Origin of the sequence: Thermoactinomyces sp. CICC 10735 (assembly GCF_016055175.1) — a bacterium.
Classification (GTDB): Bacteria; Bacillota; Bacilli; order Thermoactinomycetales; family Thermoactinomycetaceae; genus Thermoactinomyces; species Thermoactinomyces vulgaris.
The window spans coordinates 80,957-101,366 of record NZ_JAECVT010000003.1 but is presented as its reverse complement, the minus strand read 5'-3'; the positions used below and the strand labels follow the sequence as shown (position 1 = coordinate 101,366).

Genomic DNA, 20,410 nt, shown 5'->3' with positions numbered 1-20,410 from the left:
TCCGGCTTTTTTACAACCCTTCCCTTTGCAGACGCTTTAAGTCTTCCAGGCTGTCGATTTCATGGGTGTCCCAAGCATCGATTTCTTGCAAACGGACATTCAAATCCCGGATGTTTTCTTTGACGATGTGATCCCAGTATTTGTTTTGGAAATCTCCGTTTGCGACGGTTTCTTCCAGTTTTTTGACCAGTTTCCGGCCGTCTGTTTCGCTCCAATAGGAGACGCCGCACAGGATGTAATCATTTCCTTGTTCCTCGATGGTGATGTTTTGGATCCGGTTTTGCGAATCCGTGTGAAGGACCCATTCGTTGACAAACGGTTTTTTGGCGCTGAAGTATAACGAGGTGGACGGCTTGTCCAAAAGAAAATTGCGGCGCAGATAGTTGTCGGCGTCAATGACATAAGCGCCGGGCAAGTATTCCCGGGCCAGGTACATGGAATAGAGGTTGTTGTACCGGTCATAGTGCGGGTTGCGGATCAGCGTGACGGCAAATTTCTTCTTTAAATAAGTGAATTTTTCGTGCAGGTATCCTGTCACCACCGCGATATCCCGGACACCGGTTTCCCTTAAAAAACGGATTTGCCTTTCCAACAGCGGTTCATCGTTTACGGTGATGAGGGATTTCGGGGTGGTCAGCGTGAGCGGGCGAAGCCGGGTCCCCATTCCTGCTGCCAGCAAAATGGCTTTCATCGTTTCACCTCCTTCATGGTCCGGTTCCGGAATTTTTTCAAAAAGTGCGTGAGATTCAGTTCATCTTTTTCAGCCACCGTCAGCACGGAACCCAGGATGATCATGAGGCTGTAACCAATCATTTTCAAAGAGAGGGGTTCGCTGAAAAACAGAAAGCCGAAGAAGATGGCCCAGCCGGAATACGAGATGTTCAGTCCCATGGCCTTGGCGGGACCGATGGCCCGGATGGCTTTGTAATAAAACAGGTAGGAGACCGATCCGGCCAAAGCAACGAGAGCGAGAAAGAACAGTTCCTTTTTGGCCATGACTCCGGCGGCAAAGTGCCAACCGCCAAAGAACGGAAGAATGACGGAACAGTAGGTGACCGTTGAAACCAGTTGGCGCAGCAGGATGGATTGCTCCGGGGAAATTTGTACTTTTTTCATTCCATAAGCGACCAGGACGCATTCCAATCCCCAGCAGATAATGCACAGCAGGACATACAAGAATCCGAGCCGGGATGGAACGGAAGCATCCTCTGATCCCGAGGAGCCGAGCAGGATGATGAACAAAATGCTGATGCAAAGCCCAAACCAGTTTTTGGGGCGCAGACGGTCTTTCAAAAGCAGAAAAGAGAAGAAGGCCCCGACGGCCGGATAAACCGCGGAGAACGAAGCGGCATAGGAGGAACCGAGGTGGTGGATGGAAAGCACATAAAAGGTCATTCCGAGCGGACCGCCAAGGATCGAGCCCAGAATGACAAACCGTCCGCCGTCCGTTTTGATGTTTGCAAGTGCTTTCTTCAGTTCCCCCTTCAGGGATAAGTATCCGGTGATCCACAAGCCCGATGTCGCGTCATGCAAAAAAGTCCCCACCAGCGGGGCGAGGAACAATGCCTGCCCGGAGGAGACAAACAGATCGCGGGAGAGGATCGCCCCGATGAATACCGTGTCCAACGCCCACATGATCCCCGACAAGAGTCCGTAAGCTGCACCGGCCCGTTTCATGCCGACACCTTCTTTGACAAGAAGAACTCAATGTTGGCAATGGCCCGGTTGTAGCGCATGATGCCGTAATCCCCGAAGTTGTCCCCTTTGGCTTCTTTGTAGATGGTCCACAAACTCCAGATGTAATCTTGGAAAATCTTGTGCATCAGCATGCGCATCCGGATTTTTTCGGTGATCTCTCCGGAGAAATAATAGGACAAGAAGAGATCTTCTTCCCGTCGGGTCAGGGAAGATTCCAGCGAGTAGGCAGCCAAATCCCAGACGGGATCATTCAACCCGGCATATTCCCAGTCGATCAGGTAAAGCCGGTTGTCCCCGCTTTTGATGAAGTTGTCCGGCAAGGTGTCATTATGGCACGGGACGAGCGGAACCTGCATGGCGTCAAACATCAATTTGATCTTCAACACTTCTTCTTTCAATTTGCGGAAGTTCGGATAAAAATAACCTCCGTTCACCTCGTCGACCAGCCGCTCATACTTGGTTTTGACCTGTCCGATGTCAAATTTGTTTTTCATCGGTGCGTTGGAGGTGTGGAGCTTTTTCAAAAGGTTGGCCACCAGCCGCATGTTTTCTTCGCGCCGGGCCATTTTGGGAGTGAGCGTTTCCGCATCCGGAATCATCTCAGAAATTTTCACGCCGTTTTTTTCATCAAAGTAGAGGGTTTTGGCGTTAATTCCGAGATCGCCGGCCAGCATGGCGTTTTCCTTTTCGAGGTGGCGGTCGATCATTTGGTCTGTCCCGGCGCCCGGAATGCGAAGAACATATTCCTTTCCTCCGGCCACGCTGATTTTGTAGTTTTTGTTCGTCATGCCTCCCAACGGGACAGCCCCGGTGATGTCATCCTCCGGAATTCCGATGGCGGATGAAACCGTATCTTTTAATTGATGGATGAAATAGGTTTCTTCTTTCCGCTTCAATCGCGGGTGCACCAAATTCAAAATGCGGATATAATGCTCCTTCGTGTCGATGTCGGACCAGATCAAATCATTGATTTTCAAATAACCGATTTTGTACTGGCGGGAAACATCCAACAGCAGGTATTCATAATCGAGATAGGGATTCTGGTTGTTTTTGTATTCTTCCAGCATCAGTTGATAGACATCATACGAGATTTTGTTGATGCCCACCATTTCGCCGTCAATCCGGTTCAATTGGTGAAGATCTTTGGAAATTTTGAAGATACTCTGGTTGCGGAGTTCCACATAGGCCTCGTTGCCTTGCCCGCTTTCGGTTGCAATCAGCATGCAGTCGCGTTGTTCATTGTGAATCAGCTGCTTGAAGGCTTGTTCCTCCGCCAGAATATCGTGGTCGAGAACGATGAAATCCCCGGAAACGGCATATTTGGCACAAGCCAGGGAGGACATCGACCCGGTCCATTGGTAACGCGGGTTATCCACGAACACGATTCCTTCTTGATCAGTTAACGATTGGAAGGCTTCCTTTTGGTATCCGGTGACGATGATGATTTTTTCGATTCCGTGCTTTCTCAAAATGTCAATGTTGCGTTGTAACAGCGTGGTGCCGTTCAGCGGCAAGAGACTTACCGGAAGATTGAATTCATCGTTTTCGCCGGCGGCCAAAATGACGGCTTCTTTCATTTTGGTTGTTTTCCCGCCGTGAAGATCCACTTTTTTGTTTTGGTAAGAAGCATACCGGTTTTTCAAAAGGCGGATGCCTTCTTTGGTGAGGTAGTATTGGGTGCTGCGTCCATGTTTCCGTGTGTCGATCAGGCCTTTTTCCATCAAATCGCGGATCAGGTAATTGACTTTGCCGGCGGAAAAATGGCAGAGTTGCCCGATCGATTTTTGATTCACCTGCACATGTTTGTTGATGATTTCAAGCACTTTGAGTTGATCTTCCATGGACATCCCTCCTGCTGGATGGTGTGATGAATCGGTTGTGGCGGAGTGTGGCAGACCGGGGTGAAAACGTATGGACAAGATGAATCGAGAAACATATTCAATTTTTGAATGTATTTATTTTAACATAACTCTCTTTTTTTGAGAAATTAATGTGGCGTGAAATGGGAGATTTCCAGAGAGCGGCTGTTAAAAGGATTTTATTCAGAGTTCATAAAGCGTGAAAAAAAGAGGGAAGCTTTCGTCGGTGAAAGCCATCCCTCTTTTTTGGTCAAAAAATGAATGAATCAACCCTCATAATTGTAATTCGGTGAAGGTGTGTTTGGGCTTTTGCTTTTCTTCGGGAGGCAATTCCATGTAATGATCCCCGTAAAGCGTCCGCAAATAGCGGTCACGGTCTTTGATTGCCAGGAAAGAGTGCCCCTCGAACCGGATTTCTTCGAGGTCTTGAAAAATCCTGACGGGCAAAATCATGGATTCTTTAATCTCGGTTGGAACCAAGATGGAATTGTCTCCGTAAGTATATTCAAATTTTGAATGGTGATTGTATTTGGTTTTGATGCGGGTTTCCCATTGATTGAGCCGGTGGACGCCCAGCGCCTTGCCAAGCGGCCGGAGCAAGCGGCTTGCGATTTTTCTCATGCGGCTGTGGCTTTTCTTTTGGAATTTCAGTGTGACCGAATATCGGGTGAAGTAGATGAAAGTGAGACAGATCCGGTCGAGTGTGCGGAGAATCCGGCTGTCGGGGATGCGGTCGATGGGGAAGATATCGATAAAAACACCCCGTTTGATATCCGATTGGGAGGTAGTGTGCTCGACAAGGCGGGTGCGCGTGTCCACAATTTTGATAAAGTTGTGCGGATAATCGCGGTCAGTTTCATAGTGTTGGATGAACAAATAATCCGGCAAGTGTTTTTGGCCTTCTTTCCAAAAGCGTTCGTAATCTTCCCGGAGCATCGCCACATCCGCGTCGTCATCCCATGGGATAAACCCGCCGTGACGGACGGCCCCCAACAGGGTTCCGGAAGAAAGGGTATAGGAGAGGCCCATTTTTCTGGCCGCTTTGTCAAATTCCAGCAAAATCTCCAGTTGTTTTTTCTGCAGTTGTCGGATTGTTTCTGGTGAGAGTTTCACTTGCAACCACCTCAACCCTAAATTGTAGCACAGAACTCCGTTTTTGGGATTCGGGCGGAAGGGTGAAAGGGTTCCGGTTTTGAAAAACGGGAAGAGTTTATTAAGATAATATTGAGGTTCAATGAATGGAAACAAAGTCAATGGTTGATCGTTTATGATAAAGACAAGGAGGAATCTATGAATCAGAAGAAGAAAGGACCGGTTGGCAAATACGCCGGAACCGCAAAGGTCGGAACCAAAGGCCAGATCGTGATCCCCAAGGAGATCCGGGATATGTTTGACATTCAACCGGGCGAAACCCTGCTTTTGTTTGCGGATGTTGAAAGAGGGATTGCTGTCATGAAATCCGACGCATTGGAAGATGTGTTTGAGACGGTTCCGCAGTGGCCGAAAAAAGATGAGTGAAAGTCTGATGCAGGCACCTCAAAAACGAGGTGCTTTTTTGTTTTGAATGGTAAATTTACCGTCATTTAAAAAGGAATTCGTCTCATTTATATATAAATATTTTAGAATATAAATGAATTTTTTGGATAGTGTGTAAACGTAAAACGACTTCTTTGGAAAGGATGATTTACCATGAACAAACGCGGTTGGTTTGGGGCGGCTTTGGCGGTGGTTGTCGCGGTTTCTGCCGTCTCCTTTTCCAAAGTCTGGGCCGGACAGGAGGAAGTGGCAAGAAAGCAGAAGCCGCAGCCGAAGAATGTCATATTGATGGTCGGAGATGGGATGGGCAGGGCCCAACGGGATGCCATCCGGCTGTCCAGTGTCGGTTTGCACGGTAAAACGGCCATGGATGACATGCCGTATACAGGCTTTGTACACACCAATTCCGCAGACCCCGTAGAGTTTGTAACCGACTCGGCCGCAGCGGCGACGGCGATGGCCACCGGCGTGAAGACCTACAATGGAGCCATCGGTGTCGACCTGGATCAAAAGCCGGTGGAAACAGTGTTGGAAACAGCCAAAAAACGGGGGAAAGCGACGGGGCTGGTCACCACCGCCCAAGTCACGGATGCAACCCCGGCGGCATTTGGTTCCCATGTGAAAGACCGGGAGGACCAGAGCAAAATCGCCCGGCAGTTTTTGGAGAAAAGCCGTCCTGACGTGATCTTGGGCGGAGGAGAAGATTACTGGTATCCGAAAGGGAACCCCGGCCGTCATCCGGATCATCCGGCGGAAGACCCCTCTGAAGAAAGCAAAGGAACCGAAGGAAATCTGGTGGAACGGGCCAAAGATCTGGGATACCAGTATGTCGCGAACCGGGAAGAGTTGCAAAAAGCAAACGGTTCCAAAATTCTCGGCTTGTTTGCCAACGAAGAGATGTTCCAATATGATACCGAGGCCGGGGATCGCTATGATCCGTCGGTGTCTTTGACCGAGATGGCGGACAAAGCCCTTCAAACGCTGTCCAAAAACAAAAACGGATTTTTCCTGCTGGTGGAAGAAGAAGGGATTGACGCCATGTGCCATGTGAACAACGCCGAACTGGCCATCAAAGCCGGTAAGGAGTTTGACAAAGCGGTGGCGCATGTCAAAGAATTTGCCAAAAAACGCGGGGATACCCTGGTCATTGTCGTCGGTGACCATGAAACCGGCGGATTTACGATTGAAGGATTGGATGACTCCGACGAGTCGGGGGACGGCGTGTCTGCTGAAGACGGGCCTTTCCCGGTAGCCGGTTCCGATCAGCAGTTTATGGTGGATTGGACAACCGGGGGACATTCGGCGGTAAGCATTCCTTTAACCGCCATGGGACCGGGAGCCGAGTTGTTGCAGGGGGCTTATGAGAACACCCGCATCCATGATGTGATTGTGCAGTTGATGAAATAAGAAACAATAGCTCGGAAGCGCCTTCCGTCCGGGAGGCGCTTTGGTTTTTGACAAGAAAAAACAGGGTATTATAAAATCGTTTTGACTGAATGGTCAGGAAAGAAACCGGTTTGAACGGTTCAGACAGCAAATAGTGGTGATGAAAATGATTAAGATCACGGCAGACAGCACTTGTGATCTGTCTCCTGAAATCTTAAACGCGATGGATATCACGCTGGTGCCCTTGAATGTTTTGATTGATGACAAGTCATACCGGGACGGGGTGGACATTACGCCGGCCGAGATCTTCCGGTATGTGGGCGAGGAAGGGAAAACCTGCAAAACGGCAGCGGTGAACACCTATGAGTACGAGAAGGTTTTTGCCGAACTGTCCCCCAAATATGAAGCCGTCATCCATTTTTCCCTCAGCGCGGAATTTTCCTCGACTTATCAAAATGCGGTGTTGGCGGCAGAGAACTTCGCCAATGTCCATGTGATTGACACACGCAATCTTTCCACGGGCAGCGGACATCTCGTATATGATGCGGCGCTCATGGCCAAGGAAGGTTTAAAAGCGGAGGAGATTTGCGAAAAAATCAAGGAGACCATTCCCAAAGTGGATGCCAGCTTTGTGATTGACCGCCTCGATTATCTGAGAAAAGGCGGACGCTGTTCGGGAGTGGAAGCGTTGGGGGCGGCCTTGCTCCGGATCAAGCCGAGAATTGAAGTGGTCGACGGCCGGATGGAAGTCGGGAAGAAATACCGGGGCAGTTTTGAACGTTGCCTGGAACGTTATGTCAAAGACAAATTATCAGGTAAACAAGAGAATATCGACCGGAGCCGGATCTTTATCACTCATTCCAAGTGTTCGGAAGAAACCGTGGCCAAAGTCAAGGAAGCCGTCCGCCGTTATGTTGATTTTGATGAAATCATCGTCACCGAGGCCGGCTGCACCATCTCAAGCCATTGCGGCCCCAATACACTCGGGATTTTATTCAAACGGAAAAGCAAAAAATAATCGGTTGACCAAAGGAAAACCTGCCCGTGAGGGGCAGGTTTATTGGATTTGGTCATATGAAATGCTGCCGGATACTGCCTTTTCCGTTTTCGGTTTCCACCTCGGCAAAGGCTCCGTTGATGAAGGTCATCTGCGGCGGGACATGGCCGCAATCGACATCGTAAATGACCGGGATTTGAAGTTCCCCGGCAAGCTCTTGGTAAACATCATCCACGGTGTAGTCTTGAACCGGGTGATTGGCTTGGCTTCGTCCGAACAGGATCCCAGAGCATGCGTCAAACCAACCGGCCAATTTCATCTGCATGAGGGACCTTCTCAAATCCACCGTTGTCAATTCGCAATTTTCCAGATACCACACCACCGGTTCTCCATCCAGATGGGTTTTTCTGAATTTTTTCACATCCCCGTAAGGCGTGCCGGCCAAATGCCGGATGGTGTCAATGCATCCGCCGAGCAGCCGGCCTTTGATGATTTCTTTTTGGTTGGAAACGGTTTTCCAGCAAGTCGGCTCCGTCAGATGAAAAACGCAGGGTGTCGGGCGGTCGTGCTGCCATTTCTTTTGATAATATGCGGAAGAGCGCTGCAGGACGGAATTTCCCTTTCCCGCGGCCAAAACGTTTTTCCACATGGCGGTGGTGTCATCCCAATATTCCTCCCGCAAATCCACAAAGTTGGGGCCGTGGGCCGTGGCGATCCCTGTATTCAAGGTGATGGCCAACAACAAAGTGCTGGTATCGGAATAGCCCATCACCCATTTGTTTTTGATTTTTCGAAAGTCGGTATGTTCAAGCATCTCAATCAAAAGCTCCCCGCCCCATGGCGGGATAATAACGTGGATTGCATCGTTTTGCATCATTTCATGGAATTCCTCCGCCCGTTTCCGGGCAGGGGCTGATTTTGCTTTATGCTGGGTCCGGACGGTTTCCCCGCAATGGATCTGAAAACCTTTTTCTTCCATCTGCCGGCATGAAAGTTCAAACATGGCATGCAATTCCCGCGGCACACCGGATGACGGCGCGGTGACCCCGATGGTTGCGCCTTCGGTCCACAAAGGATATTGAATCATCGGGTTTCCCCCCTTTTTGTTTTATGGAAAGCCAAAACCGGTTGTTATGTATATTTAGGGAGCGGCGCGCTAAATCCTGTTTACAGGAAAGAACTGTTGTGGGAAAAGGTTGCTTTTTTATTGACGCTGATAAGAAAACGATTTATAGTATTATTGGACTTGAATTGATAATCATTATCAATGATAAATTAAAGATGTTGGGGGCATCAGGATGGGGCGCCTTTATACCGAACATTTGCAGGTTGGTTATGGGGAGAAAGCGATTGTCCGTGATTTGACGATTCAAATTCCCGATCATCAAATCACGGTGATCATCGGGCCGAACGGATGCGGAAAATCGACCTTTTTAAAAGCAATGTCACGCATCATCGCATATCAGTCGGGGTCGGTGATCCTGGACGGGAAAAGTATTGTGCAGGAAGACACAAAAAGTTTAGCCAGAAAAATGGCAATTCTTCCCCAAAATCCGGAAAGCGCGGCCGGGCTCACGGCCGGGGAACTGGTTTCTTACGGGAGGTATCCTTACCAAAAAGGGTTTGGACGCCTGAGCAAAAAGGACATCGAGGTGATTGACTGGGCACTTAAAGTCACCGGTACAGAGCGCTTTAAATATCATCCGGTGGATGCTTTATCCGGCGGCCAGAGACAGCGGGTTTGGATCGCTTTGGCCATTGCGCAGGAAACCGATATCATTTTCCTCGACGAACCCACCACTTATTTGGATCTGGCCCATCAGCTCGAGGTTTTGGAGCTTTTGCAAAAGCTCAATAAAGAAGAAGGGCGCACGATTGTCATGGTCCTGCATGATTTGAATCAGGCAGCCCGTTTTGCGGATTTTCTCGTGGCGATGAAAGACGGGAAAATCATAAAAAGCGGAACCGGTGAAGAGGTCATCACCCGGGATGTGCTGAGGGAAGTTTTCCATATTGATGCAGAAATCGGAAAAGATCCGCGCACCGGTAAACCGATGTGCTTGACATATAATCTGATCAAAGGAGAAGACGCTTATGAAGAAAATCTGGCCGTTGCTGCTCGGACTGGCACTGTTTCTTAGCGGGTGCGGCGGTTCGGCGGACGAGAGTGCAACAAACGGTTCATCCAAAACCGTGACTTACCAATCGGAAAACGGACCCGTCGAGGTTCCGGAACATCCCAAACGCATTGTGGTGCTTTCGCAGTTTGCCGGGAACGTGATGGCACTTGGCGGCAATATTGTCGGGGTGGATTCCTGGGCAAAAGACAATCCCCGTTTCAAAGACAAGCTGAAAAATGCGGAACTGGTCAGCGATGAAGATTTGGAGAAAATCATCGAGTTGAATCCGGATCTGATTATCGGTGTTTCCACAACGAAAAACGTGGATAAACTGAAACAAATCGCTCCCACCGTCACCTATACCTATGGGAAATTGGACTACCTGACACAGCATCTTGAAATCGGGAAGCTTCTCAACAAAGAAGAGGAAGCCCGCAAATGGATTGACCAATTCAAGGCGGAAGCCAAGAAAACCGGAGAGGAAATCAAAGCCAAAATCGGGGAAGATGCAACGGTTTCCGTGATTGAGAACTTTGATAAACAACTGTATGTTTTCGGGGATAACTGGGGAAGGGGAACCGAAATCCTTTATCAGGAAATGGGCCTGAAAATGCCCCCGAAAGTGAAAGAGAAAGCGTTGGGACCGGGCTATTATGCCATCTCTCCCGAAGTTTTGCGCGATTTTGCCGGGGATTATGTGATTTTCAGCAAATACAAAGATGCGGACACATCGTTTGAGAAAACCGAAACTTACCAAAACATCCCGGCGGTGAAAAATCATCGCGTGTTTGAAGTCGATGCGAGAGGTTTCTTCTTCAATGATCCCCTGACTTTGGAATATCAGCTTGATTTCTTTAAAAAGTCCTTTTTAAACCAGTAACATGCGGGGAAGAGGGGCCCTTGGACAGGGTGCCTCTTCCTGATGATAGAAAGATGAGATCAACATGTTGAAAAACCAAAGTTCTTTCCCGTTTGTTTTGAAATTGACGGCCGGGGTGGCCATTCTTTTTCTCTCTTTTGTCATCGCCATGGTGATGGGTGCGGCGGATACCAGTCTCAGGGAAGTGTGGCTGGCGATCACCGGCGGGGAAAAGACGGAGACGGTCACGATGATCCGGGAGATCCGTTTGCCCCGCGAAGTGGCGGCTGTTTTTGTCGGAGCGGCACTATCGGTGGCCGGCGCTGTCATGCAAGGGTTGACAAGAAATCCGTTGGCCGATCCCGGATTGCTGGGCCTGACGGCCGGCGCCAATGCCGCATTGGCTTTCCTGCTTGCTTTTTACCCTTCTGCCGGATACTTTGTCCTTACCATAGCCTGTTTTGTCGGGGCTTTTGCGGGGGTGTGTCTGGTGTTCGGCATCAGCGCGGTGAAAAAAGGCGGTTTTTCGCCTTTTAAAATCGTGTTGGCGGGTGCGGCGGTGACGGCCTTTTTGCAAGGGATTGCGGAAGCCATCGGGTTGTATTTCAAAATTTCCAAAGATGTGTCGATGTGGACGGCCGGCGGACTGATCGGAACTTCCTGGGAACAGCTTCAGGTGATCATTCCGTTTATTGCCGCCGGCATTTTGATCGCTCTTTATCTCTCCCGGCAGTTGACCATCCTCAGTTTGAATGAGGAGGTGGCGGTCGGCTTGGGGCAAAAGACCCGGCAGATCAAAGCGGTTTTGTTCATGGTGGTCACCATCCTCGCCGGCGCCGCGGTGGCGCTTGCCGGCAACATGGCTTTTATCGGCTTGATGGTTCCCCACATCGTCAGGGCGGTGGTGGGCACGGATTACCGTTTTGTTCTTCCCATGTCTGCCGTGTGCGGGGCTGCATTCATGCTTTTGGCCGATACGCTGGGCCGGACGATCCATGCCCCGTTTGAGACACCGGTGACGGCCATTGTATACATACTGGGGCTGCCCTTCTTCCTGTTGATCGTGCGCAAAGGAGGGAAAACCGTTTTATGATCCATCCTTCCGTGTTAAAGAAACAAAAAATCATCATCGGGATCTTGCTTGTCCTGACGGGGATCACCATGGTCCTCAGCCTGGGGCTTGGCCGTTCCTCGGTCTCTTTCGACCGGATTTTGCCGATTCTCTTGGGGGATGGAACCTTTAAAGAAGAATTTGTCTTCTATTCGATTCGCCTGCCGCGGATCGTGGTGACCCTCCTTGCCGGAATGGCTTTGGCTGTGTCCGGAGCCATTTTACAGGGAATTACGCGCAATGATCTGGCTGACCCCGGCATTATCGGCATCAATTCCGGCGCCGGTGTCGGAGTGGCCGTCTTTTTTCTGTTTTTTCCGGTGGAAGCCGGATCGTTAATCTATTTGCTGCCGGTCGTGGCTTTTTTATCCGGCATTTTGACCGCCATCCTTCTTTATCTGTTTTCTTATCAAAAGGGGGCGGGGCTCCAGCCGGCCCGTTTGATTTTGACGGGTGTGGGATTTTACATGGCTTTTTCCGGGGCGATGTTGGTCATTATTTCCTCGGCTGAGCGCGAAAAAGTGGATTTTATTGCACGATGGCTCAACGGGAATATTTGGGGGGACGATTGGCCGTTCATCTGGGCGCTCCTCCCCTGGCTGTTGGTGTTTATCCCGTTTACCTTTTATAAAGCCAATCAATTAAATCTGTTAAGTTTTAATGATCCGGTCGCCATCGGAGTCGGAATGCCCCTGCAAAAAGAAAGGATGTTCCTGCTGCTTGCGGCTGTGGCGCTTGCGGCTTCCGCCGTATCCGTCACCGGCGGGATTGCTTTTATCGGCTTGATGGCTCCCCATTTGGCGAAAGCCTTGATTGGACCGAGAAATCAGCTGTTTTTGCCGATTGCCCTGTTGATCGGAGGCTGGTTGCTTTTGACGGCCGATACTATCGGACGCAATCTGTTGGAACCGGACGGCATTCCGGCCGGAATTGTGGCATCGCTGATTGGCGCGCCTTATTTTGTTTATTTGTTGCTTCGAAAATAGGAGCCATTTTTTCCGTTGGCCTCGTCCTGCGGGCCCGTGAGAGAAACCGTGCTTTTGTCCCGGGAGGGATGAAAGTGCGGTTTTTTTGAAGGGAAATTTCAGTTTCAGGCCGGATCATGAAAATGATTTGGGGAAAAAGGCGGTGAACCCGCCATGATGAAACCATTGGCGGGAATCAAAATATTGGTTGTGGATGATGAGCCCTACATTATTAAAGATCGGTCTGCAAAATGAAGGATTTGAGGGCCGGACGGCACAGGATGGGATGGAGGCTCTGCAACTCATGAAGTAGTTTCTCCCGCATGTGGTGCTGCTGGATATCATGAAGGGACGGTTCTTTGCCATCTTGAATGGCACGGAAGAAACAGGGCTGCCCCAATTGGAGGGCTGGCGTTATTTGGAGGCTTGGCAGGAGGAAAAGCGGCATCCGGATTACCTGTGTGCTGAAATTTGTGCTGGAGGATGACTCTTGGGTGGCCGCCCGTCCCTCGGGGACCGAGCCGAAGCTGAAGTTTTATTTTGGAGTTAAGGACACCGGAATGGAGAATTGCGAACGGAAAATGGAAAGGTTTAAACAACATCTTTTCCTTCGGGTCAGAGAGGCCATCCAGCAAACAACCGCGTGAGTTTTTTGTGAAGAGGCGATGCCGTTCAGGAGCACCGGAATCAAGGTTCCAGTGCCCCTTTGACATCATACAGGGACAGATCGATGTCCAGTTCCAATCCCAATGCCAGTTTGGCCAGTTGGTTTCCGATAAAAGGTCCCATCGTCAGTCCTGAAGCTCCCAGTCCATTGGCCAACAGGATGCCGTCCCATCCGGGAAGCGGGCCGATGACCGGAAGGAACCCGGGAGTATAGGGACGGAAGCCGACTCTGGTCTCCAGCAAGGTGCTGTGTTCCAGTCCGGGAGCGACGTCCAGCGCTTTTTGAATCACTTCGAACAAGCCGCCGGCAGTGACCCGGGTGTCAAAGTGATCCAAATCATTTTCGTGGGTTGCCCCGACAATGATCCGGTGATCCTCCAGGGTCAGCATGTACTGATCATTGGGCGGCATGATGACCGGCCAATGGTTGGTGGGCGTGTCGGGCAATCGCAAATGGACGATTTGCCCTTTTTGGAAAGTGCCCAAAAAATTTACTCCCAGCGGGGCAAGCAATGATTTTGCCCATGCTCCCGCGCAGACAATCACGATATCCGCCGGAATCACCTCTTTGTCATTTACCCGGACGCCGGTCACCTTTTTTCCCTGGTGCAAGAGCGAGGCGCTTCCCCGGATGAACGATGCACCGTTTTTTTGTGACGCACGGAGCAGGGAGTCGCGGAGGGCGCGGCCATCCACGCGGGCCGCCCCTTCCACATGCAGGGACGAAAAATGGCTGGCAAGCGGAGGAAACCGTTCCCGTGTCTTTTGGGGTGGCAACGGGGTGAGCTTGCCCATTTCCGGTGCGTCCTGCCGGCGTTTTTCGGCCCGTTCTTCCACTTTGGCGAGCCTTTTGGCATCCGTATGAATGCGTAGCGCGCCGACTTTTTTGTAACCAGTTTGTTTTTCCCCGTCTTTTTCCAACCCGGCGATCAGTTGCGAATAAAAACGGGCCCCTTTTTTTGCCAGTTGATACCAGGCTTTGTTTCGCCTCTGTGACAACCAGGGACAAATGATTCCGGCGGCGGCGTCGGTGGCTTGTCCCGGATCTTTGCGGTCGATGATCGTAACCTTCACATCGGCACTCAGTTTGGTCAATTGGTACGCGGCGGAGGCGCCTGAAATTCCGCCTCCGATGACAATCACTTTTTTCATGGTCAACCCTTCTTTTTCAGGATTCGTTTTCCATTATACCGGTTTGGGGAAACAAACTTGAGTCGTGGTGGAGTCTGTCACAAAAACACCGTCTGTTTCGTTTTATTATTAAACAGGGAAAAGGGGATGGGCGGAATGAAGGAAATCACTTGTGTCGTGACAGGGGGCGGGCATGTGGGCCTTCATGCTTTAAAAGAGATCGGTCAGGCGATGAGAAAAGCAGGCAAACCCTTCCGGTTGATTTTGATTGATCCCAAGCCGTTTTATGTACAGAAAGTCCTGTTATTTCAACCGGTTGCCAGAGCTGAAAAGATTGCCTTGGCTTGGGAAGAGGTTCTCCCGGAAAGGGTGGAGCGCATTCAAGGTGAGCTTGTAACCATCGAAAGCCAGGAAAAGCGGATCTTTTTTTGTGATGCAGAGAAAAAGGAGCAATCATTGGACTATGATCTGTTGGTCATTACCGTGGGAAGTGTGGTGAAAAGGCCGGATCCGGAACAAGGCGGAATTTCATTGCACGATTTATCCGCATCGGAAGAGATACGAACCAAGTGGCGCCGGCATTTACAAAAGGCGGTAAACGAGCAAGACCCGGCCGAACGAAAACGATTGCTCTCTGTTGCGGTGGCAGGTGCCGGAATCAGTGGAGTGGAGACATCTGCGGAATTGGCACAGGCCATGCGTTCAGAAGCAGCTCGGTTGGGCATGGATCCCGCGTTGGTCCGGGTTTTTTTGATCAATGCGGAAGAAAGGTTGATGATGAACGGACCAAAGAAATTGGGCCGGAAATTGGAAGCCAAGCTGAACAATTTAGGTGTTACGGTCCTCCATCAACGCAAAGCTTTGTATGAGAAAGACGGAAAGCTGGTACTTTCCGATGGCACGCAACTTTCTGCCGGGTTCACCATTTGGACCTTGGGGCTTGAGCCCCATCCGGTTTTGCGCCAATGTCAACTGCCACTTACTTTGGAGGGAAAAGTGAAAGTGGATGCTTCTTATCGGGTGTCAGGGAAAAGTGCCATCTACAGTATCGGGGATTGTGCACATGTTATCGATCCGGAGAATGGAAAAGCAGACGGGATGACTTGCAAAGAAGGAATCCTGCAAGCAAAACGACTGGGAGAAGTTATTGAAGCTGATTTGAAAAAAAAGCCTGCTCCGATTCATCGGAGATGCCGAAATTTTTTTTGTATCAGTTTAGGTCAAAAAGAAGGTTTGGTCTGGGCTGAATACTGCGGAATCGATTGGATCCTGGCGGGGAAAATCGGCAGGTTCATCAGAAAATGGACATGGAAGAAAGCAAGTAACGTAAAATAAAAGTGAAATGGGGGCACAGGAGGGGAGAAGGATATGGGGAAACAATAAAACAACTTTATGAAGAATACAAACCTTTGCTTTGCACCATTGCATATCAATTGACCGGTTCGATGGCTGATGCGGAAGATCTGGTGCAAGATCTCTTTGTCAAACTGACCGGTTTGGATCTCAAGCGCTTGTACGATCCCAAGAATTATCTTTGTAAAATGATCGTCAATCGTTGTTATGATTATCTGGGTTCTGCCCAAAAAAGGCGGGAGCAATATACCGGTCCCTGGCTGCCGGAACCGGTTCCCACAGATGTTGCAGATCCCGGTGCCATGTTACTTAAAAAGGATATGTTGTCTTATGGGATGTTGGTGTTGTTGGAACGGTTGACCCCTGTTGAAAGAACGGTTTTTGTTTTGAGGGAAGCATTGTCTTTTGATTATGCCTCAATTGGAAAAATCGTGGAGAAAAGCGAGGGGAATTGTCGCAAAATTTTGAGCAGGGCGAGAAGGAAAGTGGGAAATCCGGGGAAAGCGATTCGCCGCCGGCAAAACCAAAGAGTATGGATTGAACAGTTTCTTGAAGAATTGCGTCGAGGAAATGTAGAAAAAATCCTTTCCCTCTTGGCGGAAGATGTCGTTGTAACATCTGACGGCGGCGGAAAAGTGATGGCTGCCCTCCGGCTGGTCATTTCTGCCGAAAAGGTGGCACGGTTCTTGTTGGGATTGTTGAGAAAATATCAGGGTGTGCAATACAGGGTGATCGGGATCAATGCAGAGGACGGACTGTTGATCCGTGCGGGTGGACAAATGACTGTCGCCTTGTTTCAACTGGAGGGAGGGAAAATGAAGAAACTTTATCTGGTGCGGAATCCGGAGAAACTCACATGGTTTAAAAACCTCTAGGCCCCGGCTGCCATTTACCGGCTGGCCGGGGATGTTTTTTCAAATGATATCCGATGTGCCACGATGCCGGCGGTTGTGCCATGGCAGGGAAGATCGGCCATCTGCCGGGCAATGGAGGGCGAAAGGAACGGAGAGATCTGCCGCCATTGCATCCATCAGGGATCAGATGGACATGATATGATTTGTTGGGGGTTGACTGGAATCTTGATGGAAATGGCCTGTTGTCAAGTTGTTTATCTTGACATATAATTTTTTGATATATTAAGTAATATGAAAGTATGTTTATCTGTCTAATTTCTATTTAAATTAATCGGGGTGATTGAATGTCAACAACAAAAACCATGGATGCGATTGAAGTGATGAAAGCGCGTTCCACGGTTCGCAAATATGATCCGAATGCAAACATTCCGGAAGAGGAATTGAATGAACTTCTGGAGATTGCCATCCAGGCTCCTTCTGCCTGGAACTTGCAACATTGGCGCTTTCTCGTCATTACATCCAAAGAGATGAAGGAAAAACTGTTGCCCATTTCATACAATCAAGAGCAAGTGGTCGAGGCGGCAGCCACCGTGGCTGTGTTGGGAGACCTGCAAGCGAATGAAACCGCCAAAATCGTCTATAAGGATGCCGGAAAAGACATTTACGATTTAATGATCGGCCAAGTGGAAAAAGCTTATCAAAATGACCGGTTCGCCCGGGATGAGGCTTTTTTGAATGCCGGATTTGCCGCCATGCAGCTGATGTTGGCAGCCAAAGCCAAAGGGTATGACACTTGTCCGATCGGAGGATTTAACCGGGAAAAATTTGTGGAGGAATTCCGGGTTCCGGATCGTTATGCGCCCGTTATGCTGATCACGATCGGCAAAGCGGCGGCTCCGGCCCGGCCGACGACCCGTTTGCCTTTGGATCAGGTTGTGGTGAAGGAAAGTTTTTAAAACGTATCCCGATGTAACTGAAAACCGGAACACGGGAGGGGTTCGGAAGAAGACCGGCCCCTCCCGTTTTTTATTGCAAAAGAGGCACCGAAACGATCCGGTGTTTTGTTTTTGTTCATATCCTTTTGGGAATCGGTGTTTTTAAAGAAGCGATGTGGGGAAAAAGTATGAACATGGAGCATTGTCTTACGTGAGGTGAGAATCATGCTGGTGTGCCTTGACCCGGGACATGGGGGAGAGGATTTGGGTTCGGTGGGTTATTCTCTGGCTGAAAAGGATGTTTGTTTGGAAATTGCTTTTCGCGTTCGCCGCAAGTTGTTAAATTATGAAGGGTTGTCCGTGACCATGACCCGGTCTGTGGATACCCACGTGAGTGCCCGGGAAAGGATTGAGTGGGCGAACCGTCAGAATGCGGACTTATTTTTAAGCATCCATACCAATGCTTCCCCTGATCCCACCATGTCCGGGTTTGCCTCTTATGTGAGCGTGATTGCAGGATTGGAAGAGAGAAAAATCCAGTGCTGGCTTCATAATCAGCTGACCAGCTTTTTAAGAAAATACGGCGTGATGGATTTGGGAAAGAAAAATGACACAGAGACGGCGGAAGGGAAAATCCAGGAATTGCGCGGGGTGAACATGCCCGCGATCACGGTGGCTTCGTTGTTTATCACCCACATGCGGGAAAACCATCTTCTTTCAGACGCCCGGTTTTTGGATCAATACGCAGAAACGATTACGGAAGGGATTGCCCGGATTCATCAGTGCCAAAAGAAAGAAAAAATCCGGTGAACGAAAGAGGGGCATAAAAAAACTGCCGGCCTTACGGTCAAGGCCGACAGTTTTTTTATTTATTCTTCCCAGACTTTGACTTCTTTCATGACCGTTCCGGGCTGCATGTTCAGCACGTGCTCCATTCCTTTGATCACCATGCCGAAAACGGTGTGCACCCCGTCCAAATGCGGCTGGGATTCATGAACAATGAAAAATTGGCAAGATCCGGTGTCTTTCCCGCGATGCGCCATCGATACGGCTCCGGGCACATGGCGGTGCGGATTGTTTTTCGTTTCGCAAGGAATGGTGTATCCGGCATCGCCGTTTCCCAGCCCGTTGGGGCAGCCTCCCTGGCTGACAAATCCCGGAATCACCCGGTGAAAGTTGAGCCCGTTGTAAAAGCCCTCATTGGCCAGTTTGCGAAAGTTATTGACCGTGATGGGAGCTTCATCCGGGAAAAATTCGATTTCGATGATTCCTCCGTTTTCAAGCAAAATTTCACCTTTGACTGTCATTGGATTCACTCCTCGTTGATGGACGTATTTATTTTACCTTGTTTTTGCAAGGAAAAGAAGCGGTCATTTTTTGTTTTTTGCTTCTTCGGCCAAGCGGGCTCCTTCGTTTTTGATGACTCTTTCCACTTCCGACATTTGCTTGACGGGATCGGGCATGCGCCTGATTTTTCTCAAGTCGTGCTCCAGAAACTGCACTCTTCCCCCTTGCCCGGTATGGACATAACGTGCAACGCTGGCGAGAAGTTCTTCATCTCCGTTTTTGATGACATAACGAATTACGTAAAACGGGTGTTGCTGTTCTTCCACCCCGCGTGTTTCCACTGGATAAGCCATCGAATTCCCCCTGATTTTGAGGTTTCCTTTATTGTACCAATGATGAAAAAAATGTACAGTGAAATAAGTCACCGCCTTAAAGTCCCTTGGGGGAATGAAAACGGGAAGCATATTGCGGGACCGGGATATTTGTGTGATAGTAAAGATAGAAGGTTATTCTCTTGTTATATAACAATCTCTCCCAAAAAAGAGAATACACAGGAAGAAGGGTTCATCCATGTTTGCGCAGATGTTGAAAACCGTCTTGCAAATCGGCGGGATTTACCTTTTTTATGAGACGGGCATGTGGATCCAGCAGAAGTTCCATGTCCCGATCCCGGGCAGTATGATCGGATTGTTTCTATTGTTCATTTGTTTGTCCACCGGCATGGTCCGGGTCAAGCGGCTGCAATCAGGGGCGGATGCATTGCTTTCCTGGTTGCCGCTTTTGTTTCTGCCCTCTGTCATCGGGGTGATCGAATATGGCGGCTTTTTGAAACAACACGGGTTGCAAGCCGTGGCCGTGGTTTTCATCAGTACCGTGCTGGTCATGTGTTTATCCGGACGGCTGGCACAATGGCTTGCCATGCGAAAGGAGGGTGTGGATGAAAGAGTGGATCAGCGGGGGAATATCCATCGGTGTCACGCTCGCGGTGTTCATCGCGATGAAACGTCTGTATAAACGCTTCCCGTCGCCGTTTTTGCTGCCTCTTTTGACTTCGGCAGTGTTTCTGATCAGCTTGTTGCTTTTATTCCAAATTCCTTATGATGTCTATATGACCGGCGGACGGTGGCTGGACGGGTTTCTGGGTCCGGCGGTGGTGGCGATGGCGATCCCGCTGTATCGTCACCGACGGGTCGTGAAACGTTATCTTGCTTCGATACTGGTCAGTGTGATTTCCGGTTGTTTCACCGCCGTGTTGAGCGGATACTTTTTGGCGGAGGCATTCGGGGTGGACCGCCGTCTTCTTTACACGTTGTTGCCGAAATCCGTGACCACGCCGGTGGCCATGGACTTGGCCAAGCTTTCGGGAGGCATCCCCTCTCTGGCCGCCTTATTTGTGATTGTGGCCGGACTGATCGGGGCTGTGTTGGGCCCGTATTTGATGAAATGGTGCAAGATCACCCATTACTTGGGCATAGGCATCGGATTTGGCAGTGCTTCCCATGCGATTGGAACGTCCAAAGCACTGGAGATCGGGGAAAAGGAAGGAACCGCCAGTTTGGTGGCCATGACCCTGTGTGCCATTTTGACTTCCCTCTTGATTCCCGTCTTGCTCCGGTTTTTGCATTAAAAAACAGGAACCCCGTAAGGTTCCTG

The 20,410-nt window shown here is 49.8% G+C and carries 21 protein-coding genes and 1 pseudogene; 14 read left to right on the top strand and 8 right to left on the bottom strand.

The features are described from left to right. Positions 1-10: 10 nt before the first annotated feature. The 4 genes from I8U23_RS06790 to I8U23_RS06775 form a co-directional block, all read right to left on the bottom strand. The gene (locus tag I8U23_RS06790) at positions 11-691 is read right to left on the bottom strand and encodes an NTP transferase domain-containing protein (protein ID WP_062843282.1); all 681 of its coding nucleotides are present in this window, start codon (positions 689-691) and stop codon (positions 11-13) included. Beyond that, entirely contained in the window at positions 688-1,677 is a 990-nt protein-coding gene (locus tag I8U23_RS06785; RefSeq protein WP_062843283.1) for a DMT family transporter, read from the bottom strand. Before I8U23_RS06785 ends, I8U23_RS06790 begins: the two co-directional genes overlap by 4 nt. Next, positions 1,674-3,539, bottom strand: a complete 1,866-nt coding sequence (locus tag I8U23_RS06780; protein WP_198050850.1) for a phosphotransferase — start codon at positions 3,537-3,539, stop codon at positions 1,674-1,676. The genes I8U23_RS06785 and I8U23_RS06780 overlap by 4 nt, the downstream gene beginning before the upstream one ends. A 291-nt stretch (positions 3,540-3,830) precedes the next feature. Next, the gene (locus tag I8U23_RS06775; protein ID WP_052186596.1) at positions 3,831-4,670 is read right to left on the bottom strand and encodes a LicD family protein; all 840 of its coding nucleotides are present in this window, start codon (positions 4,668-4,670) and stop codon (positions 3,831-3,833) included. Between the two features lie 177 nt (positions 4,671-4,847). Between I8U23_RS06775 and I8U23_RS06770 the strand changes: the two genes are divergently transcribed. The 3 genes from I8U23_RS06770 to I8U23_RS06760 all read left to right on the top strand — a co-directional run bounded on the left by I8U23_RS06770 (position 4,848) and on the right by I8U23_RS06760 (position 7,497). Then, positions 4,848-5,075 (top strand): AbrB/MazE/SpoVT family DNA-binding domain-containing protein, encoded by a 228-nt coding sequence (locus I8U23_RS06770; RefSeq protein ID WP_037993043.1) that lies wholly within the window; start codon positions 4,848-4,850, stop codon positions 5,073-5,075. Positions 5,076-5,246: 171 nt separating this feature from the next. Then, complete coding sequence (locus tag I8U23_RS06765) at positions 5,247-6,500, top strand: alkaline phosphatase (protein WP_049720565.1); 1,254 nt, start codon at positions 5,247-5,249, stop codon at positions 6,498-6,500. 145 nt (positions 6,501-6,645) lie between these two features. Next, positions 6,646-7,497: a DegV family protein gene (locus tag I8U23_RS06760; protein WP_198050849.1), complete on the top strand. Its 852-nt coding sequence runs from the start codon at positions 6,646-6,648 to the stop codon at positions 7,495-7,497. A gap of 52 nt (positions 7,498-7,549) precedes the next feature. Here I8U23_RS06760 and I8U23_RS06755 read toward each other — a convergent pair whose 3' ends face one another. After that, on the bottom strand, positions 7,550-8,563 hold the full coding sequence (locus tag I8U23_RS06755; protein ID WP_198050848.1) for a S66 family peptidase: 1,014 nt from the start codon (positions 8,561-8,563) through the stop codon (positions 7,550-7,552). A gap of 211 nt (positions 8,564-8,774) precedes the next feature. Between I8U23_RS06755 and I8U23_RS06750 the strand changes: the two genes are divergently transcribed. From I8U23_RS06750 to I8U23_RS06730, 5 genes and pseudogenes are all read left to right on the top strand, one after another. Further along, on the top strand, positions 8,775-9,617 hold the full coding sequence (locus tag I8U23_RS06750) for an ABC transporter ATP-binding protein (RefSeq protein ID WP_037993040.1): 843 nt from the start codon (positions 8,775-8,777) through the stop codon (positions 9,615-9,617). After that, on the top strand, positions 9,571-10,476 hold the full coding sequence (locus I8U23_RS06745; protein WP_037993037.1) for an iron-hydroxamate ABC transporter substrate-binding protein: 906 nt from the start codon (positions 9,571-9,573) through the stop codon (positions 10,474-10,476). The genes I8U23_RS06750 and I8U23_RS06745 overlap by 47 nt, the downstream gene beginning before the upstream one ends. Before the next feature lie 64 nt (positions 10,477-10,540). Further along, the gene (locus tag I8U23_RS06740) at positions 10,541-11,548 is read left to right on the top strand and encodes a FecCD family ABC transporter permease (protein ID WP_037993036.1); all 1,008 of its coding nucleotides are present in this window, start codon (positions 10,541-10,543) and stop codon (positions 11,546-11,548) included. Continuing rightward, on the top strand, positions 11,545-12,552 hold the full coding sequence (locus I8U23_RS06735) for a FecCD family ABC transporter permease (RefSeq protein WP_037993034.1): 1,008 nt from the start codon (positions 11,545-11,547) through the stop codon (positions 12,550-12,552). Before I8U23_RS06740 ends, I8U23_RS06735 begins: the two co-directional genes overlap by 4 nt. A gap of 440 nt (positions 12,553-12,992) precedes the next feature. Then, positions 12,993-13,178 (top strand): annotated as a pseudogene (locus I8U23_RS06730) (phospho-sugar mutase); the annotation flags it as partial. Positions 13,179-13,218: 40 nt separating this feature from the next. Here the strand turns inward: I8U23_RS06730 and I8U23_RS06725 are convergent. Then, a complete protein-coding gene (locus tag I8U23_RS06725) occupies positions 13,219-14,349 on the bottom strand; it encodes an NAD(P)/FAD-dependent oxidoreductase (protein WP_049720563.1) in 1,131 nt (376 codons plus the stop codon). A 135-nt stretch (positions 14,350-14,484) separates the two neighbouring features. Between I8U23_RS06725 and I8U23_RS06720 the strand changes: the two genes are divergently transcribed. The 4 genes from I8U23_RS06720 (at position 14,485) to I8U23_RS06705 (ending at position 18,280) form a co-directional block, all read left to right on the top strand. Continuing rightward, positions 14,485-15,663 (top strand): NAD(P)/FAD-dependent oxidoreductase, encoded by a 1,179-nt coding sequence (locus I8U23_RS06720; protein ID WP_049720562.1) that lies wholly within the window; start codon positions 14,485-14,487, stop codon positions 15,661-15,663. Positions 15,664-15,665: 2 nt separating this feature from the next. After that, positions 15,666-16,556 carry an RNA polymerase sigma factor SigJ gene (sigJ, locus tag I8U23_RS06715; protein WP_370526917.1) on the top strand — a complete coding sequence of 297 codons (891 nt, stop codon included), beginning with the start codon at positions 15,666-15,668 and terminating at the stop codon, positions 16,554-16,556. Between the two features lie 323 nt (positions 16,557-16,879). Then, positions 16,880-17,491 carry a nitroreductase family protein gene (locus tag I8U23_RS06710; protein ID WP_037993027.1) on the top strand — a complete coding sequence of 204 codons (612 nt, stop codon included), beginning with the start codon at positions 16,880-16,882 and terminating at the stop codon, positions 17,489-17,491. A 204-nt stretch (positions 17,492-17,695) separates the two neighbouring features. After that, the gene (locus I8U23_RS06705) at positions 17,696-18,280 is read left to right on the top strand and encodes an N-acetylmuramoyl-L-alanine amidase family protein (RefSeq protein WP_052186595.1); all 585 of its coding nucleotides are present in this window, start codon (positions 17,696-17,698) and stop codon (positions 18,278-18,280) included. Positions 18,281-18,339: 59 nt separating this feature from the next. Here the strand turns inward: I8U23_RS06705 and I8U23_RS06700 are convergent, their stop codons facing one another. Together I8U23_RS06700 and I8U23_RS06695 are read right to left on the bottom strand one after the other, a co-directional pair. Further along, entirely contained in the window at positions 18,340-18,777 is a 438-nt protein-coding gene (locus I8U23_RS06700; RefSeq protein WP_049720560.1) for a peptidylprolyl isomerase, read from the bottom strand. Between the two features lie 63 nt (positions 18,778-18,840). Beyond that, positions 18,841-19,110 carry a hypothetical protein gene (locus tag I8U23_RS06695; protein WP_037993023.1) on the bottom strand — a complete coding sequence of 90 codons (270 nt, stop codon included), beginning with the start codon at positions 19,108-19,110 and terminating at the stop codon, positions 18,841-18,843. Positions 19,111-19,327: 217 nt separating this feature from the next. Here I8U23_RS06695 and I8U23_RS06690 point away from each other — a divergent pair, with 217 nt between their 5' ends. Continuing rightward, positions 19,328-19,771, top strand: a complete 444-nt coding sequence (locus I8U23_RS06690; protein ID WP_049720559.1) for a CidA/LrgA family holin-like protein — start codon at positions 19,328-19,330, stop codon at positions 19,769-19,771. After that, on the top strand, positions 19,695-20,384 hold the full coding sequence (locus I8U23_RS06685; RefSeq protein ID WP_037993021.1) for an LrgB family protein: 690 nt from the start codon (positions 19,695-19,697) through the stop codon (positions 20,382-20,384). Before I8U23_RS06690 ends, I8U23_RS06685 begins: the two co-directional genes overlap by 77 nt. Positions 20,385-20,410 lie beyond the last annotated feature (26 nt).

Coding starts and splice junctions, on each gene's coding strand:
- I8U23_RS06690 (WP_049720559.1), top strand. CDS start 19,328: ATGTTTGCGCAGATGTTGAAAACCGTCTTGCAAATCGGCGGGATTTAC.
- I8U23_RS06705 (WP_052186595.1), top strand. CDS start 17,696: ATGCTGGTGTGCCTTGACCCGGGACATGGGGGAGAGGATTTGGGTTCG.
- I8U23_RS06785 (WP_062843283.1), bottom strand. CDS start 1,677: ATGAAACGGGCCGGTGCAGCTTACGGACTCTTGTCGGGGATCATGTGG.
- I8U23_RS06720 (WP_049720562.1), top strand. CDS start 14,485: ATGAAGGAAATCACTTGTGTCGTGACAGGGGGCGGGCATGTGGGCCTT.
- I8U23_RS06700 (WP_049720560.1), bottom strand. CDS start 18,777: ATGACAGTCAAAGGTGAAATTTTGCTTGAAAACGGAGGAATCATCGAA.
- I8U23_RS06740 (WP_037993036.1), top strand. CDS start 10,541: ATGTTGAAAAACCAAAGTTCTTTCCCGTTTGTTTTGAAATTGACGGCC.
- I8U23_RS06745 (WP_037993037.1), top strand. CDS start 9,571: ATGAAGAAAATCTGGCCGTTGCTGCTCGGACTGGCACTGTTTCTTAGC.
- I8U23_RS06725 (WP_049720563.1), bottom strand. CDS start 14,349: ATGAAAAAAGTGATTGTCATCGGAGGCGGAATTTCAGGCGCCTCCGCC.
- I8U23_RS06750 (WP_037993040.1), top strand. CDS start 8,775: ATGGGGCGCCTTTATACCGAACATTTGCAGGTTGGTTATGGGGAGAAA.
- I8U23_RS06760 (WP_198050849.1), top strand. CDS start 6,646: ATGATTAAGATCACGGCAGACAGCACTTGTGATCTGTCTCCTGAAATC.
- I8U23_RS06695 (WP_037993023.1), bottom strand. CDS start 19,110: ATGGCTTATCCAGTGGAAACACGCGGGGTGGAAGAACAGCAACACCCG.
- I8U23_RS06770 (WP_037993043.1), top strand. CDS start 4,848: ATGAATCAGAAGAAGAAAGGACCGGTTGGCAAATACGCCGGAACCGCA.
- I8U23_RS06780 (WP_198050850.1), bottom strand. CDS start 3,539: ATGGAAGATCAACTCAAAGTGCTTGAAATCATCAACAAACATGTGCAG.
- I8U23_RS06710 (WP_037993027.1), top strand. CDS start 16,880: ATGTCAACAACAAAAACCATGGATGCGATTGAAGTGATGAAAGCGCGT.
- I8U23_RS06685 (WP_037993021.1), top strand. CDS start 19,695: ATGAAAGAGTGGATCAGCGGGGGAATATCCATCGGTGTCACGCTCGCG.
- I8U23_RS06735 (WP_037993034.1), top strand. CDS start 11,545: ATGATCCATCCTTCCGTGTTAAAGAAACAAAAAATCATCATCGGGATC.
- I8U23_RS06765 (WP_049720565.1), top strand. CDS start 5,247: ATGAACAAACGCGGTTGGTTTGGGGCGGCTTTGGCGGTGGTTGTCGCG.
- I8U23_RS06790 (WP_062843282.1), bottom strand. CDS start 691: ATGAAAGCCATTTTGCTGGCAGCAGGAATGGGGACCCGGCTTCGCCCG.
- I8U23_RS06755 (WP_198050848.1), bottom strand. CDS start 8,563: ATGATTCAATATCCTTTGTGGACCGAAGGCGCAACCATCGGGGTCACC.